Consider the following 17,145-nt stretch of genomic DNA (forward strand, 5'->3'; position numbering starts at 1 on the left):
AGCGACAACCGCTACGAACGACCTCCACAACCGCTGTGGTGCGGGAGCGCGGGGGCGGGTCGAGGTGCTCACGAACGGTGGCCGCACCCGTCGTGGTCCCGGGCCAGCCGGCGGAGCAGCGTCGCCAGCCCGTCCGGGGCCCGGCCGTGCAGGCGAGCGCTCGTCACCACCGGCGCCGCCGACTCGAAGCAGCGGCGGAAGCCCGCTTGCCCGAGGCGGCGCCACAAGTCGTGGTCCTCCCCGGTCGCCCGCGGGCCGAAGCCGCCGACGACGTCGAACGCGTCCCCGCGGACCGCCAGGTTCGCGCCGTACACCGAGCCGTGGCCCGCCGCTGTCCGTGCGTCGTCGAGGACGTGCTCGTACTGCCGCAGCGCGCGTGCCGACGTGGTGAACGGCGCCGACAGCTCGGCCGTCCCGGCGATCGCGTGGTAGCCCTGCCGCGCGCGGGCCAGGTGCGCCCGCGCCCAGCCGGGCGTCACCCGGGTGTCGGCGTCGGTGCTCAGCAGCAGCGTCCCGGCCGCCGGCGTGCGCAGCAGCTCGCGCACCCGGGCCACCCCGAGATCGCGGACTTCGCCGATCGTCCGCGCCGCCTCGGACTCCAGGACCGTGCCGGGCAGGTCGCCGAACGCCGCCTGGGCCGTCGCGGCGGTCGCGTCCCGGCAGCGGTCGGCGACCACGCAGACCGCGTACGCGACCCCGGCCGGCAGCCACCGCAGGGCTTCGCCGAGCGCGTTCAGGCACGCGCCGACGTGCTCCGCCTCGTCCCGCGCCGGGACGACGACGCCGACCGCCTCGATCACCGGCGCCTCAGCACGTGCAGCAGGAACTGGTCGTCGGTGTGCTCGACCAGCGGCTCGAACGCCGGGTGCGCCAGCAGCCGGGCGTGGGCGTCCCGCCCGTCGCGCGGCGCTTCGGGCGCCCACGGCCGCCAGTGCACCGCGAGCAGGTGCCCGCCGGGGCGCAGCGCGGCCACCGACGCCTCGACGGTCTCGTCGAGCGCGCGATCGTCCAGGTAGTACAGCAGTTCGCCGTAGACGAACAGGTCGGCCGGGCCGGCCGGGATGGCCTCGGGCACCGATCCGATGTGGACGTCCACATGAGACAGATCGGCGACGGCCTTGCGGGCGCGCTCGACGGCAGCGGGCACGGGGTCGAAGGCCAGCACCCGATCGGCCCGGCCGGCGAGGTCGCGGGTGAGCGCGCCGACGCCGCAGCCCGGCTCGACGACCGTGCCGTAGCGCTCGTCGGGCAGGCACGCCAGCGCCACCGCCCGCTTGCGCCGCTCGTACCACTTCGTCCCGACCGACCACGGGTCCTCGGCACCCGCGTACAGCTCCGCGAACCGGCTGACCGGCGCCGAACCCCGCGGCGGCTCGCGGAAGAACACCTCGGTGTCGCGCGCGAAGTGGGCCAGCACCTCCGCCGGCAGGATCGGGTCCTCGCCGCGCGGACCCGGCCCGAGCTGCGAAGGGAACGCCTCGATCGCGGCCGCCTTGCCGGCGCGCTCCGCCGCCGTGAGCCGGAGCGACCGGGCCCGCGTCCACGGGATGGCCGGATCGTCCGGGCGCAGCCAGTGCCACAGCCAGATCGGGTACGACCAGCACTGCGTCGTGAGCGGCGCGGCGGCGAGCGCGGCCCGCGCGGCGGCCTGGTGGTCCGGGTGCGGGTCGTCCGGCCACGGGAACAAGCACAGGTCGTGACCGCCGGCGCGCTCCCGCAACGCCGCCGCCAGTTCGCCGCCGTGCGCCGCGAGATCGGCGTCCGGCAGGCCGAGCCACACCGGCTCGACGTCGGAAAGCCCTTGTGCCCGCAGGGAATCCCGCAGTTCCCGGCGGCGCGTCCGGCCCAGCTCACGGCGTTCCGCGGGGCTCGACGCGGGGAACGCGGCCTCGCCGTCGGTCGCGACGACGAGCGTCACCCCGGTGCCCGCGGCGTGCAGGCGCTGCAGGAGCCCGCTCGCGCCGAGCGTCTCGTCGTCGGGGTGGGCGGCGACGACCAGCGCGCGCTCGAACGCCTGCGCCGGCCAGTCCGGCGACGCGGGCAGCGCGGCCCAGTCGGCCTCGGGGACGTACGCGGTCACGGCGTGCCCAGGACGTCGCGGCCGAGCGCGGCGAGGTCCCGCTCGGCGTGGTGCTGCCGCACGTACACCGGCAGATCGGCGACCCGCTGGGCGAAGCGCCGGTCCCGGCACGCCGGCGTCGGCCCGGTGACCTTCAGCGCCCGTTCCAGCACCTCGACGGCGGTCCGTTCGGCCGCGGCCCGGCAGGTGCCCGCGAGCAGCGGAGCCACCGGTCCTTCGGCGGCCCGGGCGAGCACGGCCTCGGTGGCGGACAACGCGGTGTGCATCGCGCCGACGTGCGCCAGCTGGTGCTCGTCGGCGCCGCCGCGCTCACGCAGGTAGGCGAGGACGCCGTCGAAGACGCCCGCCGCGCCGCCGAGCCAGACCGCCGCCACGCCGGCGCCGCCGAGCGCGAACCCGGGGCGCGCCACGTACCAGCCGGGCGGGCCGACGACGTCGGCGCGCACGCCGTCGAAGACGACGTCGCCGCTGTCGGAGGCGTCCATCCCGACCGCCTGCCAGGCGTCCGGGTGCCGCCGCACGCCCGGGTCGGCGAGATCCGCCTCCACCAGCCGATCTCCCGCGGCGACCAGCGCGCGGTCGAGCAGGGACAGTCCCGAGCAGAACCGGACCGTGCCGGTGAGGACGCCGTCTTCGAGCACCGCGCCGGTCCCACCGGACTTCGCCGCCCACACGCCGTAGAGCGCGCCGGGCACGGGGGAGCGGCCCGCCTCGGCCAGGATCGCGACGGCGTCGGCGTGCCCCTCGGCGAGCCGGGCCAGGGTCAGGTCGCGGCGGCCGAACGCGGCCAGCGCCGCCCAGCGGGCCGCGGTCCCGTCGCCGCCGGGCAGCGGCAGGTCCAGCTCGCCTGCGGTGTGCAGGGAGCGCAGTTCGGCACCGACGACGGCGGCGGTGCGCGGCGAGGACAGGGGCTTGGGCGGCTGCTCGGCCAGCAGGCGTGCGTTCACAAGATCCACGGGTACCCGTTTTTGCGCGGCCTACGCCGACGTGTGAACGCCTTCCCGATCGGGAACCCGGTGACCATGAGGAGAACCCGCGCCTACCGCGATGGCGTGCTGCACAAGGAAGACTTCCCGGTCGCGGCCGTTTCCGACTTCCTGGCCGAACCGGACACCACCGTGTGGGTCGACCTCTGTGAACCGTCCGAAGCGGACCTGGCCGAGCTCGCCGAGGAGCTGGGCCTGCACCGGCTCGCCGTCGAAGACGCCGTGCAGGAGCACCAGCGGCCCAAGCTCGACCGCTACGACGGGCACGCCTTCCTGACCGCCTACGCCGTCCGGTTCGACGCCGCGGCCGAGCGCACCGAGACCGCCGAGCTCGCCGTGTTCATCACGCCCCGCGCGCTGGTGACCGTCCGCAAGGACGACGGGTTCGACATCGAGGCCGTCACCCGCCGCTGGGACCAGGCCCCCGACCTGGCGAAGTCCGGTGTGCCCTTCCTGCTGCACGGCCTGCTCGACCACGTCGTCGACGGCCACTTCGACGCCGTCCAGGTGCTCGACGACGAGGTCGAGGCGCTGGAGGACCTGGTGTTCGACGACCGCCCGGACACCGCCGAGCTGCAGCGGCGCTCGTTCCGGCTGCGCAAGAACCTGACCGCGCTGCGCCGGGTCGTGGCTCCCGTGCCCGACGTCGTCGCCTCGCTGATGCGCCCGGACCTGAAGCTGGCCGACGGCACCACCCGCCCGTACTTCGAGGACGTCCACGACCACGCGCGGCAGGCCGCTGACCACGCCGAGGCGCTGCGCGAACGCCTCACGACGGTCCGCGAAACCCAGCTGAACCTGCAGAGCGACCGGTTGAACCTGATCATGAAGAAGGTCACCGGGTGGGCGGCGGTGATCGCGGTGCCCACCGCGGTGACCGGGTTCTACGGCCAGAACGTCCCTTACCCGGGCAACGGCACGACGCTCGGGTTCTGGGTTTCGACGACCGTCATGCTGGTGCTTTCGGTCGGGCTGTACACGCTGTTCAAGAAGAAGGACTGGCTGTGACGCCGCGCTTGATCAGGTCCTGGCCCCGTTCGTAGTCCTCGTCGGCTTCGTGGGTGAGGACGCCGACCGTCCGGCCCTCGCGCTCGTACCAGACGGTGAAACCCCCGTCGTCGCGCGGGAACGGGCGCGCGCGGTCGAAGCCGTCGCCCCAGGCGGCGTACTTCAGGACGCGGTCGCCGAGCACCGACCAGAAGCCGGGAACCTCGTCCCAGACGGCGTCTTCACCGGCCGCGGTCCGCCCGGCGACTTCGCCCATCGCGAGGCCTTCACCCCAGTGCTCGACGGCCAGTGCGCGCCCGGCCGCCGGGTTGTAGGCCAGCGCGACGTCGCCGGCGGCGAGCACGCCCGGTTTGCTGGTGCGCAGGTGCTCGTCGGTGCGGATCCGGCCTCGTTCGACGGCGAGCCCGGCCGCTTCGGCCAGCCCGATCCGGGGCCGGACGCCGGTGGCGAGCACGACGAGCCCCGCGTCGAGGACCGGCACGAGGTCGGTGCGGACCCGGTGGCCGCCCTCGACCGACAGCAGCTTCGTCCCGCGCAGGACGCTCACGCCCTCGGATTTGAGCCAGCGCAAGAGGAATCGCCCGGCGTCGGGGCCGAGCCGCTTCTCCTGCGGGACGTCGTCGGGGCAGACGATGGTCACCTGAAGCCCGAGCCGGGTGAGGGAGATGGCGGCTTCGCACCCGATGAACCCGGCGCCGACGACGACCGCGCTGCGCACTCCGTGCGCGGCGGCTCGCAGTGCACGGGAGTCGGCGGCCGATCGGAGGGTCCGGACGTCGGGGTGGTCGGCACCCGGGAGGTCGGGCCGGACCGGTTCCGCGCCGGTGGCGAGCACGCAGGCGGTGAACGGGTGCACCGCGCCCGATGCGGTGCGGACGTTGTCCTCGCCCAGTTCGGTGACGGGGTCGTCCAGCGTGATGGTGATGTCGTGCTTTTCGGCGAGTTCTTCGTCCAGCGGTGGGAGATCGGCTTCGCCGCGCAGGAATTCCTTGGACAGCGGCGGGCGCTCGTAGGGCGGGTCGGGGTCCGCGGTGAGCAGGCGGACGGGCCCGGTGCCACCCGCTTCCCGGTAGGCGCGGGCCGCCGACACACCGGCCGGCCCGCTTCCGACGACGACCAGGTTCTCGGCATCCATGCCGGAGGGGTACCCCGGGGGCGGCGGGATAGTCGTGCCGTCACCCGTGTCGCCGCGGGTTGCCGACGGGGTGCTTGCGGTCGCCGGCGCCGCTTGCGGGTTTGCCGGTGGGCCGCCGGTCGCTGGCGGCTGCTTGCGGTGTTGCTTGTCGCCGCCGGGTTGCCGCTGGGGTGTTTGCGGTTGCCCGCGCCGCCGCTTGCTGTCGGCGGGGTGCTCGCGGTCGCCTATGCCGCCGCTCGGTGGCGGCTGCTCGCGGTGTTGTTTGCCGCCGCCGCGTTGCCGCTGGGGTGCTTGCGGTTGCCCGCGCCGCTGCTCGCTGCCGCCGGGATGCTTGTGGTCGCCCCGACGCCGCCGCTCGCGGGTTGCTGCCGCTGCGCGGTTTGCCGCCGGGCTGCTCGCCGCGGGGCTGCCTGGGGCCGCCGCGCGGTCGCTGCCGGACCGCAGTGCTCGCTGCCGGGTCGCACCGAGTTGCTTGTGCCCCCGTGCGCCGCCTGCTCGCGGTCGCCCCGGCCTCGGCGACACGCCGGTGCCATGGTCGCGAGTGACTCATTCGCGACACCGGCGCGCCCCATCCCGTCCACAGTGGAGCGTCCATTGTGGACCCCTCACCGCCGCGCGCGACAATGGGCGGTGACCCCCGCGTGCGTGGGGTACCGCTGTCTGGGAGCGCGTTCAGCCGAATGGGTCAACGTGGCCGGATGGCCTGGGGGGAAAGGAAAGGCTCTCGAGCACCGCCTGGGGAGCGCGCGCGGACACGGGCGCGGCTGGTTGCTCAACCGTTGCCGCTCAGGATAGTGCAGCTGCACTATGCTGAGCCATCCGGTGTGCTCACCGGGACGGCGCCGGGGCGCCGACGACCGGAGAAACGGGTGGCGGATGAGTGGGGCAACGGTCGAAGGGGCACGCCCGGGGACCAAAGGCGCGGTCGCAGGCGTGGGCGAGGCGGGGGAGCAGGAGCTGCGCCGGCTGCTGGCCGGGCTGACCGCGGTCCGCGACGGCGACTTCGGCATCCGGCTGCCCGGCGGGGCCGACGGCCTGCTGGGCGAGATCGCCACCGTGTTCAACGGCATGGCCGACCAGCTGTCGCTGTTCACCTCCGAGGTCACCCGCGTGGCCCGCGAGGTCGGCAGCGAGGGCCAGCTGGGCGGGCAGGCGAAGGTCCCCGGCGTGTCCGGCACCTGGAAGGACCTCACCGACTCGGTGAACGCCATGGCCGGCAACCTCACCACCCAGGTCCGCGACATCGCGCAGGTGGCGACCGCGGTCGCGAAGGGCGACCTCTCGCAGAAGATCGACGTCGACGCGCGCGGTGAGATCCTCGAGCTGAAGGACACCGTCAACACGATGGTGGACCAGCTGTCCTCCTTCGCGGACGAGGTCACCCGCGTGGCCCGCGAGGTCGGCAGCGAAGGCCGCCTCGGCGGGCAGGCGCAGGTGCCCGGCGTCGGCGGCGTCTGGCGCGACCTCACCGACTCGGTCAACTTCATGGCCGGGAACCTGACCGACCAGGTCCGCAACGTCGCCCAGGTGACCACCGCGGTGGCGAAGGGCGACCTCTCGCAGAAGATCACCGTCGACGCCCGGGGCGAGATCCTCGAGCTCAAGAGCACGATCAACACGATGGTGGACCAGCTGTCCTCCTTCGCGGACGAGGTCACCCGCGTCGCCCGCGAGGTGGGCACCGAGGGACGGCTGGGCGGCCAGGCCGACGTCAAGGGCGTCTCGGGCACCTGGCGCGACCTCACCGACTCGGTGAACTTCATGGCGGGCAACCTGACCGACCAGGTCCGCAACATCGCCCAGGTCGCCACCGCGGTGGCGAAGGGCGACCTCTCGCAGAAGATCAACGTGACCGCCCGCGGCGAGGTCCTGGAGCTCAAGGACACGCTGAACACGATGGTGGATCAGCTGTCCGCGTTCGCGGACGAGGTCACCCGGGTGGCGCGCGAGGTGGGCACCGAGGGACGGCTGGGCGGCCAGGCGGACGTCAAGGGCGTCTCCGGCACCTGGAAGGACCTCACCGAGTCGGTCAACGTCATGGCCGACAACCTCACCGCGCAGGTCCGCTCGATCGCCCAGGTCACCACCGCCGTCGCGCGCGGTGACCTGTCCCAGAAGATCCGCGTCGACGCGCGCGGTGAGATCCTCGAGCTCAAGGACACCATCAACACGATGGTGGACCAGCTGTCCGCGTTCGCGGACGAGGTCACCCGCGTCGCCCGCGAAGTCGGCACCGAAGGCAACCTCGGTGGCCAGGCGACCGTCCGCGGGGTCTCCGGGACCTGGAAGAACCTCACCGACAACGTCAACGTGATGGCGTCCAACCTGACCGGGCAGGTCCGCTCGATCGCCCAGGTCGCGACGGCCGTCGCCCGCGGTGACCTCTCCGGCAAGATCACCGTCGAGGCCAAGGGCGAGGTCGCGGCGCTGGCCGACGTCATCAACACGATGGTCGACACGCTCTCGGCGTTCGCGGACGAGGTCACCCGCGTCGCCCGCGAAGTCGGCACCGAAGGCATGCTCGGCGGCCAGGCGCGCGTGCCGAACGTCGCCGGCACGTGGAAGGACCTCACCGACAACGTCAACTCGATGGCGAACAACCTCACCGGGCAGGTCCGCAACATCGCCCAGGTGACCACCGCCGTCGCGCAGGGCGACCTGACCCGCAAGATCGACGTCGACGCCCGCGGCGAGATCCTCGAGCTCAAGACCACGATCAACACGATGGTCGACCAGCTCTCGGCGTTCGCCGCGGAGGTCACGCGCGTGGCGCGCGAGGTCGGCAGCGAAGGCCGCCTCGGCGGCCAGGCCGAGGTCGAGGGCGTCTCGGGCACCTGGAAGCGGCTGACCGAGAACGTCAACGAGCTGGCCGGGAACCTCACCCGGCAGGTGCGCGCGATCGCCGAGGTCACCAGCGCCGTCGCCGAGGGCGACCTGACCCGCTCGATCACCGTCGACGCCTCGGGCGAGGTCGCCGAGCTGAAGGACAACATCAACTCGATGGTGGAGTCGCTGCGCGAGACGACGCGGGCGAACCAGGAGCAGGACTGGCTGAAGTCCAACCTGGCCACCATCACCGGGCTCATGCAGGGCCGGCGCGACCTCGCCGTCGTCGCGGCCGCGGTGATGGACGAGCTGGTCCCGCTGGTCAACGCCCAGTACGGCGCGTTCTACCTGGCCGACGACACCGCCGAGGTCCCCGAGCTGCGGCTGGTCGGCGCGTACGGCCACCCGGACGGCGAGGGTCCGGTGGCCCGCTTCCGGATCGGCCAGTCGCTCGTCGGGCAGGCGGCCCGCAGCCGCCGCCCGATCGCCGTCGACGACGTCCCGCCCGGCTACGCCACCATCTCCTCCGGCCTCGGGAGCACCGTGCCGGCCAGCCTCTTCGTGCTGCCGATCGTGGTCGAGGACCAGGTCCTCGGCGTCATCGAACTGGCGTCGGTGCACGGCTTCACCACCGTGCACCGCGGGTTCCTCGAGCTGCTGATGGAGCAGATCGGCGTCAACGTCAACAGCATCGTCGCCAACGCCCGCACCGACGAGCTGCTCGGGGAGTCCCAGCGGCTGACCGCGGAGCTGCAGGCCCGCTCGGAAGAACTGCAGGCGCGCCAGGAAGAGCTCCAGTCGTCCAACGCCGAGCTGGAGGAGAAGGCGGCGCTGCTGGTCACGCAGAACCGCGACATCGAGACGAAGAACCTGGAGATCGAGCAGGCCCGCCAGGAGCTGGAGGCCCGCGCCCAGCAGCTGACGCTGGCGTCGAAGTACAAGTCGGAGTTCCTGGCCAACATGAGCCACGAGCTGCGCACCCCGCTCAACAGCCTGCTCATCCTCGCCCAGCTGCTCGCGCAGAACCCGACCCGCAACCTCACCGCCAAGCAGGTCGAGTACGCCGGGATCATCCACTCCGCGGGTTCGGACCTGCTGCAGCTGATCAACGACATCCTCGACCTGTCCAAGGTCGAGGCCGGGAAGATGGACGTCACGCCGGAGCAGGTGTCGCTGCGCGGCCTGCTGGACTACGTCGAGGCGACGTTCCGGCCGATGACCTCCCAGCGCAACCTCGACTTCCGGATCACCGTCGCCCCCGGCTCGCCGCCCGAACTGCTCACCGACGACTCGCGGCTGCGGCAGGTGCTGCGCAACCTGCTGTCCAACGCGGTCAAGTTCACCGAGGTCGGCGGGATCGAGCTGCACATCGAGGCGGTCGACGTCGAAACGCTGCCGCGGCCGCTGCGCGCGCACGGCCCCGCCGTCGCCTTCCGCGTCACCGACACCGGCATCGGGATCGCCGAGCACCAGCTCGAATCGATCTTCGGCGCGTTCCAGCAGGCCGACGGCACCACCAGCCGCAAGTACGGCGGCACCGGGCTCGGCCTGTCGATCAGCCGCGAGATCGCCCAGCTGCTCGGCGGGTTCATCACCGCCGAGAGCACCCTGGGCGAGGGCAGCACGTTCACCTTCTCGCTGCCGGTCGCCCGCCCGGACTTCGCGACGCTGCCCGCGGGGGACCACCCCGGCGCGCTCGTCGTCGCGGGTGACCCGGGTACCGCGCTCACCACGTCCGCACCGCGCGCGTACCGGCGGCTGCTCGTCGTGGAGGAGCGCCAGCACGGGCTGCTGACGCTCGTCGCCGAGAGCGCCGCCGCGGACCTCGCCGACAGCCGGGACATCGGCCTCTCGCCCGCCGACGTCGAAGTCGTGACGGCGGTCGGCACCCAGGAGGCCGCGGCCGCGCTCGCCACCGACGCCTACCACTGCGTGGTGCTCGACCTGGACCTGCCGGACCGGACCGCGTTCGGGTTCCTCGACGCGATGCAGGGCGACAGCGCGCTGCGGCTGGTGCCGGTGCTGGCGCACAACAGCCGCCGCCTCGACAGCGAACTGGAGCAGCTGGTGCAGTCCCGCGCGGACGTCCAGTCGCTCGAAGTGCTGTCCGGGCTGGACGAGCTGCGCGAGCGGATCGCCCTGCACCTGTCGGCCGAAGAGCCCGGCGCGGTGCTGCCGCTGGTCCGCCCGGACGAGCCGGCCGCGCCGGTGCGGGCGGCCGACGTCGACACCACGCTGTCCGGGCGCACGGTGCTGATCGTCGACGACGACCCGCGCAACGTCTACGCGCTGACCGGGATCCTGGAACTGCACGGGATGCAGGTGCTGCACGCCGAAGACGGCCGCAAGGGCGTCGAGACGGTCGCCGCGCACCCCGGCATCGACCTGATCCTGATGGACGTGATGATGCCGGAGATGGACGGCTACACCGCGACCGCGAAGATCCGCGCGATGCCCGAGCACGCCGCCATCCCGATCGTCGCGGTGACGGCGAAGGCGATGCCGGGCGACCGGGAGAAGAGCCTCGCCTCCGGCGCGACCGACTACGTGACCAAGCCGGTCGACGCGGACGACCTGATCGCCCGCATCAAGCGGCACGTGACGGCGTGATCGGGTGACCGCCGACGAAGAGCTGCTCCCGGTACCGGGGCGCCCGGCCGAGGTGTCGGCCAACCTGGCCCGGCTCGCCGACACCGTCGCCCGGCTGCGCGGCGAGGTCGACCACGCGCACGCCGTCGCCGACGGCCGCGCGCTGATCGAGCTGGCCAAGGGCGTGCTGATGGAACGCCTCCACTGCACGCCCGCCGACGCCGCCCGGCAGCTGGAAAGCCTCGCCGGGCGGGCCGGGCTGACGCCGCTGGAGTTCGCCGCGGACGTCGTCGGCGAAGCGGCCGAGGACCGCATCACCGAAGTGGCGCAGGAGTTCCTGGCCCGCGCGGAGGGCGAAGACTCCGTCGCGGTGCGGCTGCGCACCGCGGAAAGCGGGGTGCTCGCGGCGGGGGACACCCAGCGCGTCGCGGAGTCCATCCTGGAGCACGCGCTGCGCCCGCTCGGCGCGACCGCCGTCGCGGTGTGGCTCGCCGGGCCGGACGGTTCACTCACGCTGGCCGGGTCGGCGGGGTTCTCCGCCGAAGAGGCGGCCCGCTGGCGGTACGTCCCGCCCGGGGTGGCGACGCCGGCCCGCAACGCGCTGCTCGAACGCGACACGGTCTGGTACCCGACGCTGTCCGGCGCCGGGCTGCCCTCGCTCGGGCAGCACACCCTCTCCGGCGGCGGGCGCGTCGCGGTGCCCACCGGCACCGGCGGCCGGATCATCGGCGTCGTCGAGATGTGCTGGCCCGAGCCGCTGCCCGCCGAGCCGGGGCGGCAGCGCCGTCAGCTGGAGGCACTGGCCGAGCTGTGCGGGCACACGCTCGACACGTGGGACGGCGTGGTCGCGCCGGTGGCCGCCGGGTCCGGGGACTTCCTCAGCGAGCTGGTGGACTTCGTCGACGGCCTGCACGACCCGGCGGTGCTGCTGTCGCCGTGCGTCGACGGCGGCCGGCTGACCGACTTCCGCATCCACCACGCCAACGTCCGGTTCGCCGACCCCGGCGGCCGTCCCCGCAGCCGGATCGTCGGCACCCGCCTGCTGGAGACGTACCCGCTGGCGGCCGAGGAGAGCGGCCTGCTCGACAAGATCCGCCGCGTCTACGCGACCGGCGAGCCGTTCCGCGCAGGCAGCCTGGCGGTCACCACCCTCGTCGACCAGGTGCCGCTGACGGTGCACACCGACGTGAGCGTGACCCGGTTCGCCGGCAACGTGCTGCTCATCCTGCGCATCCAGGACGACGCGGCGAAGCTCGCCGTGCTGCTGCAGCACGCCCAGCGGCTCGGCCGGATCGGCGGGTTCGAGGAGAACGTCGTGACCGGGACGATCACCTGGAACACCGAGCTGTTCGCGCTGTACGGCCTGCCGCCGACCGCCACGCCGCTGTCGCTGCACGAATTGGCCACGCACGCGCACCCCGACGACGGGCCGGCGATCGGCCGGTTCCTGCGGGCGGTGCTGCACCACCAGCGCCCGTCGTCGACGGCGTTCCGGCTGCAGCGCTCCGACGGCGTCGCCCGGCACATCCGGGTGGTCGCCGAGCCGGTCGCCGACGCGGCCGGCGAGCTGCTCGCCGTGCGCGGCGCCTACCAGGACGTCTCGGCGCAGCACTGGACCGAGGTGGCACTCGCGGCGACGCGGGACAAGCTGGCCGAGACCGAGCAGCAGTCGATCGAGCGCAACCGGCTCGCGCTGCAGCTGCAGCACGCGATCATGCCGCCGGCCAAGGGCCCGATCGACATGCCGGGCCTGCGCGCGGCCGTCCGGTACCGGCCGGCCGAGAAGGAGCACCTGGTCGGCGGCGACTGGTACGACGCGGTCGCGCTGCCGACCGGCGAGGTGCTGCTGTGCGTCGGCGACGTCGCCGGCCACGGCATCGACGCGGCGACGGGCATGGTGAGCCTCCGCAACGCGCTCCGCGGCCTCGCGGCGACGGGCGCCGGCCCGGCGCAGCTGCTGACCTGGCTGAACCTGGTCGCCTACCACCTCACCGACCACGTGACGGCGACCGCGGTGGCGGCGGTGTACGACCCGGCGACCCGGGCGTTGCGCTGGGCGCGCGCGGGACACCTGCCCCCGATCGTCCGCCACCGCGACGGCGAGGTGACGACCCTGCCGCTGATCCGCGGCTCGCTCCTGGGCGCGGTCCGGGACGTGACGTACCAGGAGGAGGAGATCCGCCTGGCGGAGGGCGACATCCTGCTGATCTACACGGACGGCTTGATCGAGCGCCGCGACCGCCCGGTCCAGGAGACGGTCTCGCGGCTGGTGACCCTGGTGGAGCGCCACGAGGGCGGCTTGGAGCACCAGCTGGACACGCTGCTGACCTACAGCACGGCGGACACCGACGACGACACGTGCGTGGTGGGGATCGAGGTCCGGTCGGCGAGCTCGTGAGTGGGAAACGGTGTTCCAACGCTGTTTCCCACTCAAGACCGGGGGCTCTCAGGGGTTGACGGCCAGCACCAGGAAGCCCGCCAGCAGCACCAGGTGCACGCCGCCCTGGAGGCGGGTCGCCCGGCCCGGGACCACCGTCAGGACGCTCACCACCACCGTCAACGCCAGCAGCACGATCTGCGTCGAGCCGAGGCCCAGCAGCAGCTCGCCCGGCAGCCACAGCGACGCCAGTGCGATCGCCGGGATCGTCAGGCCGATGCTCGCGATCGCCGAGCCGTAAGCGAGGTTCAGGCTGATCTGCATCCGGTCGCGCTGGGCGGCGCGCGTGGCCGCGAGGGTCTCCGGGAGCAGGACCAGCAGGGCGATCACCACGCCGACGAACGACTGGGGGAAGCCGGCCGCGCGGACGCCCGCCTCGATCGCCGGGGACTCCACCTTCGCCAGGCCGACCACCGCGACCAGGGCGACCAGCAGGAGCGCGAGGCTGCCCAGCGCCGCCCGGTTCGTCGGGGGCTCGGCGTGGTCGTCCTCCTTGACCTCGCCGTCGGCCGCCACCGGGAAGAAGAAGTCGCGGTGGCGCATGGTCTGCGTCAGCACGAACGTGGCGTACAGCGCCAGGGACGCGACGGCGGCGAACGTCAGCTGCGCCGAGGAAAACGCCGGGCCCGGCGTGCTGGAGGTGAACGTCGGCAGCACCAGGCTCAGCGTGGCCAGCGTCGCGACCGTGGCCAGCGCGGCGCCGCTGCCTTCGGAGTTGAAGAGGGTGACGCCGTAGCGGCGGGCGCCGACCAGGAGCGAGATGCCGACGATGCCGTTGGTCGTGATCATCACCGCCGCGAACACGGTGTCGCGCGCCAGCGAGCCGGCGTCCGGGCCGCCCGAGACCATCATCGTGACGATCAGCGCGACTTCGATGACGGTGACCGCGACCGCGAGCACGAGCGAGCCGAACGGTTCCCCGACGCGGTGCGCGACGACCTCCGCGTGGTGCACCGCGGCCAGCACGGTCGCCCCGAGCGCGATCGCCACGATCGCCACGAAGACCGGGCCGAGGTCGCGGCCCCAGGCGAGCGCGAGCAAGAGGATGCCGAGCACGGGGGTGACGGAGGTCCAGGACGTCAGGAAGGATCTCAGCGCGGCCATGTCTCCACCCTGTCACACCGGCGATCACTTTGCGTGGTCGTACGGCGATTCTCACATGGTCCCTTGTGGACGGTCGAACCGCGCGGGAACGGTGTCGAGCACGTGCCGCCGGAAGGTTTCGCTGGGTGCGGGGAGGTTCCGCCCGGCCACCCACGCGAGCCCGATGTCGCGGGCAGCGTCCACATCGGTCAGTTCCAGGTGCGGCGCCGGGAACGCCGCCGTGTGCGGCAGCGGCAGCACGGACACGCCGAGCCCGGCGGTCACGAGCCCGCGCAGCGTCTCGACTTCGTCGCCCTCGAACCCGATGCGCGGGGCGAACCCGGCCTCGGCGCACAGCCGCTCGGTCGTTTCGCGCAGCGCGTAACCGGGGCGCAGCAGGATGAACGTCTCGTCCGCGACGTCGGCGAGGCGGACGCGGTGGCGCCCGGCGAGCCGGTGGTGCGGCGGGACGGCCAGCCGCAGCGGCTCGACGAGCAGGCGTTCCCAGTGCAGCTGGGGGCGCCCGGGGTCGCCGCTGGTGAGGACGAGGTCCGCGGTGCCCTCGAGCAGCTCCGCCTCGAGCCCGGCCTCGCCGTGCTGCCGCAGCTCGAAGCGGGTGCTGGCGTGCTCGCGCAGGAAGCCGCTCAGGACGTCGGGCACGAGCCAGGTGCCGAAGGTGTGCAGGAAGGCCAGCGGCACGACCCCGGCCCCCGGCGCGACGATGTCGGCGACTTCGCGCAGGCCCTGGTCGAGCTGGTCGAGCACGAGGCCGGCGTGCCGCTTGAAGACGTGCCCGGCCGGCGTCAGCCGCAGCAGCCGCCCGGACCGGCGGAACAGCTCGGCGCCGGCTTCGTGCTCCAGCCGCCGCAGGGCCCGGGAGAGCGCGGGCTGGGTCAGGTGGGCCCCGGCCGCGGTCTCCGTGACGGTCGCGCCGCCGGCGACCTCGCGGAAGAGCCGCAGCATCTGGACGTCCATGCGCCCAGTGTATGGAAGTTCAGCCGATCAGGCATTGGACGCATGCGCCGGGGCGGGGCAGGCTGGAGGTATGGCTACGGTGGCAGAACAACTGGTCAGGACGCTGCGGGACGCGGGCGTCGAGCGCATCTACGGCATCGTCGGCGACAGCTTGAACCCGATCGTCGACGCCGTGCGCCGCACCGACGGCATCGAGTGGGTGCACGTCCGCCACGAAGAGACCGCCGCCTTCGCCGCGGCGGCCGAAGCGCAGGTCACCGGCAAGCTAGCGGTGTGCGCGGGCAGCTGCGGGCCGGGCAACCTGCACCTGATCAACGGCCTGTTCGACGCCCACCGCTCGGGCGCGCCGGTGCTCGCGATCGCGTCGCACATCCCGTCCAACCAGATCGGCACCGGGTTCTTCCAGGAGACCCACCCGGACCGCCTCTTCGCCGAGTGCAGCCACTTCAGCGAGGTCGTCGCGGACCCGGCGCAGCTGCCGCGGCTGCTGCGCATCGCCACCCAGGCCGCCGTCGGCAAGGGCGGCGTCGCGGTGCTGACCATCCCGGGCGACCTCGCCGACCGCAAGGCCACCGGCCCGCTCACCGAGCGGCTCCCGCTGGTCGAGCCGTCGCCGCCGGTGCCGTCCGCGGAAGCCGTGCAGGAGCTCGCCGACCTGCTGAACTCGGGGGAGAAGGTGATGCTGTTCGCGGGCGCGGGCGTCCGCGGCGCGCACGAAGAAGTCATGGCGCTGGCGGAAAAGCTCGCCGCCCCGGTCGGGCACTCGCTCGGCGGCAAGGAGTGGATCCAGTACGACAACCCGTTCGACGTCGGCATGAGTGGCCTGCTCGGCTACGGCGCCTGCTACGACGCCATGCACGAAGCCGACCGGATCGTGTTGCTGGGCACGGACTTCCCGTACGACAAGTTCCTCCCGCAGGCGCGCACGATCCAGGTCGACCACGACGCTTCGCGCCTCGGCCGCCGCACGCCGCTGGACCTGGCGGTGCACGGCGACGTCAAGGCGACGCTGCGCGCCCTGCTGCCGCTGCTGCGCCCGCGGACCGAGCGCGCGTACCTGGACCGGATGCTGCGCGAGCACGTGCGGAAGCTGGAGAAGGTCGTCGGCGCGTACACGGGCAAGATCGAGCAGCGCCGTCCGATCCACCCGGAGTACGTCGCTTCGGTGCTCGACGAGGTCGCCGCGGACGACGCCGTGTTCACCGTCGACACCGGCATGGGCAACGTCTGGGCCGCGCGCTACCTGACCCCCAACGGCTGCCGCCGGGTGCTCGGCTCGTTCCGGCACGGCAGCATGGCGAACGCGCTCCCGCACGCGATCGGCGCGCAGCTGTCCCAGCCGGGCCGCCAGGTCGTGTCGCTCTCGGGCGACGGCGGGCTCGCCATGCTGATGGGCGACCTGCTGACGCTGCCGGCCTACGACGTGCCGGTGAAGGTCGTGGTGTTCAACAACGCCACGCTCGGCATGGTGAAGCTGGAGATGCTGGTGGACGGGCTCCCGGACTTCGGCACCGACCACGCGCCGGTGAACTTCGCGGCGATCGCGGCCGCGTGCGGCGTCTTCGCCGAGCGGGTCGAGGACCCGGCCGACGTCCGCGGCGCGCTGGAGAAGGCGTTCGCCCACCCCGGCCCGGCGGTCGTCGAGGTGGTGACCGACCCGAACGCGCTGTCGATCCCGCCGCGGATCACCGGCGAGATGGTGCGCGGCTTCGCCTTGGGCGCGACGAAGACGGTGCTCAACGGAGGCGTCGGCAAGATGGTCGACCTGGCGCGCGCCAACCTGCGCAACGCCCCGCGGCCGTGACCCAGGAGTACTGTCCGACTGTCATAGACGCAGGCGGGAATCGGTTGCCACCCGGCAACCTGACTTGGCTCAAGATCGCTGATCTTGGGTAGGGTGCTGGCTGTTGAGCTGCGGTTTCGTCGTGTGAACGGCGAAAATCTGCGCACTGAGCGGCCGGTTCCAGGGGTCTGCCCATCGCTTCCCGGTTACAGCTTCAGCGACAAGCCGGCCGCGCCGGGGGAT

At 73.2% G+C, this 17,145-nt stretch carries 10 protein-coding genes; 4 read left to right on the forward strand and 6 right to left on the reverse strand.

The genetic code is table 11. From position 1 onward, the window contains the following. Positions 1-68 precede the first annotated feature (68 nt). Genes ACLJQM_RS20890 through ACLJQM_RS20900 form a run of 3 tightly spaced genes read right to left on the reverse strand, consistent with a single transcriptional unit; the run spans position 69 to position 3,036 of the window. Positions 69-800: a glycosyltransferase gene (locus ACLJQM_RS20890; RefSeq protein WP_410632449.1), complete on the reverse strand. Its 732-nt coding sequence runs from the start codon at positions 798-800 to the stop codon at positions 69-71. Next, the gene (locus tag ACLJQM_RS20895) at positions 797-2,080 is read right to left on the reverse strand and encodes a bifunctional PIG-L family deacetylase/class I SAM-dependent methyltransferase (RefSeq protein WP_410632450.1); all 1,284 of its coding nucleotides are present in this window, start codon (positions 2,078-2,080) and stop codon (positions 797-799) included. The genes ACLJQM_RS20890 and ACLJQM_RS20895 overlap by 4 nt, the downstream gene beginning before the upstream one ends. Further along, positions 2,077-3,036: an acyl-CoA dehydrogenase family protein gene (locus ACLJQM_RS20900; RefSeq protein WP_410632451.1), complete on the reverse strand. Its 960-nt coding sequence runs from the start codon at positions 3,034-3,036 to the stop codon at positions 2,077-2,079. Before ACLJQM_RS20900 ends, ACLJQM_RS20895 begins: the two co-directional genes overlap by 4 nt. Before the next feature lie 66 nt (positions 3,037-3,102). On the opposite strand from ACLJQM_RS20900, the gene ACLJQM_RS20905 reads away from it, so the two are divergent. After that, positions 3,103-4,074: a magnesium transporter CorA family protein gene (locus tag ACLJQM_RS20905; protein WP_410632452.1), complete on the forward strand. Its 972-nt coding sequence runs from the start codon at positions 3,103-3,105 to the stop codon at positions 4,072-4,074. On the opposite strand, the gene ACLJQM_RS20910 is transcribed toward ACLJQM_RS20905, so the two are convergent. Continuing rightward, on the reverse strand, positions 4,052-5,209 hold the full coding sequence (locus ACLJQM_RS20910; protein WP_410632453.1) for an NAD(P)/FAD-dependent oxidoreductase: 1,158 nt from the start codon (positions 5,207-5,209) through the stop codon (positions 4,052-4,054). The genes ACLJQM_RS20905 and ACLJQM_RS20910 overlap by 23 nt on opposite strands. A gap of 876 nt (positions 5,210-6,085) precedes the next feature. Between ACLJQM_RS20910 and ACLJQM_RS20915 the strand changes: the two genes are divergently transcribed. Further along, positions 6,086-10,645, forward strand: coding sequence for a HAMP domain-containing protein (locus ACLJQM_RS20915; RefSeq protein ID WP_410632454.1), 4,560 nt, complete (start codon positions 6,086-6,088; stop codon positions 10,643-10,645). 4 nt (positions 10,646-10,649) lie between these two features. Beyond that, complete coding sequence (locus ACLJQM_RS20920; RefSeq protein ID WP_410632455.1) at positions 10,650-13,022, forward strand: SpoIIE family protein phosphatase; 2,373 nt, start codon at positions 10,650-10,652, stop codon at positions 13,020-13,022. 48 nt (positions 13,023-13,070) lie between these two features. On the opposite strand, the gene ACLJQM_RS20925 is transcribed toward ACLJQM_RS20920, so the two are convergent. Together ACLJQM_RS20925 and ACLJQM_RS20930 are read right to left on the reverse strand one after the other, a co-directional pair. Continuing rightward, positions 13,071-14,165: a calcium:proton antiporter gene (locus tag ACLJQM_RS20925; protein WP_410632456.1), complete on the reverse strand. Its 1,095-nt coding sequence runs from the start codon at positions 14,163-14,165 to the stop codon at positions 13,071-13,073. 51 nt (positions 14,166-14,216) lie between these two features. Beyond that, entirely contained in the window at positions 14,217-15,119 is a 903-nt protein-coding gene (locus ACLJQM_RS20930) for a LysR family transcriptional regulator (protein ID WP_410632457.1), read from the reverse strand. A gap of 70 nt (positions 15,120-15,189) precedes the next feature. Here ACLJQM_RS20930 and ACLJQM_RS20935 point away from each other — a divergent pair, with 70 nt between their 5' ends. Further along, positions 15,190-16,923, forward strand: a complete 1,734-nt coding sequence (locus ACLJQM_RS20935; RefSeq protein WP_410632458.1) for a pyruvate dehydrogenase — start codon at positions 15,190-15,192, stop codon at positions 16,921-16,923. Positions 16,924-17,145 lie beyond the last annotated feature (222 nt).

Origin of the sequence: Amycolatopsis sp. cmx-4-83 (assembly GCF_046548815.1) — a bacterium.
GTDB classification, from domain to species: domain Bacteria; phylum Actinomycetota; class Actinomycetes; order Mycobacteriales; family Pseudonocardiaceae; genus Amycolatopsis; species Amycolatopsis pretoriensis_A.

Excerpts from the sequence above, each read along its gene's own strand:
- ACLJQM_RS20905 (WP_410632452.1), top strand. The coding sequence starts at position 3,103 with ATGAGGAGAACCCGCGCCTACCGCGATGGCGTGCTGCACAAGGAAGAC.
- ACLJQM_RS20910 (WP_410632453.1), bottom strand. The coding sequence starts at position 5,209 with ATGGATGCCGAGAACCTGGTCGTCGTCGGAAGCGGGCCGGCCGGTGTG.
- ACLJQM_RS20915 (WP_410632454.1), top strand. The coding sequence starts at position 6,086 with ATGAGTGGGGCAACGGTCGAAGGGGCACGCCCGGGGACCAAAGGCGCG.
- ACLJQM_RS20925 (WP_410632456.1), bottom strand. The coding sequence starts at position 14,165 with ATGGCCGCGCTGAGATCCTTCCTGACGTCCTGGACCTCCGTCACCCCC.
- ACLJQM_RS20930 (WP_410632457.1), bottom strand. The coding sequence starts at position 15,119 with ATGGACGTCCAGATGCTGCGGCTCTTCCGCGAGGTCGCCGGCGGCGCG.
- ACLJQM_RS20935 (WP_410632458.1), top strand. The coding sequence starts at position 15,190 with ATGGCTACGGTGGCAGAACAACTGGTCAGGACGCTGCGGGACGCGGGC.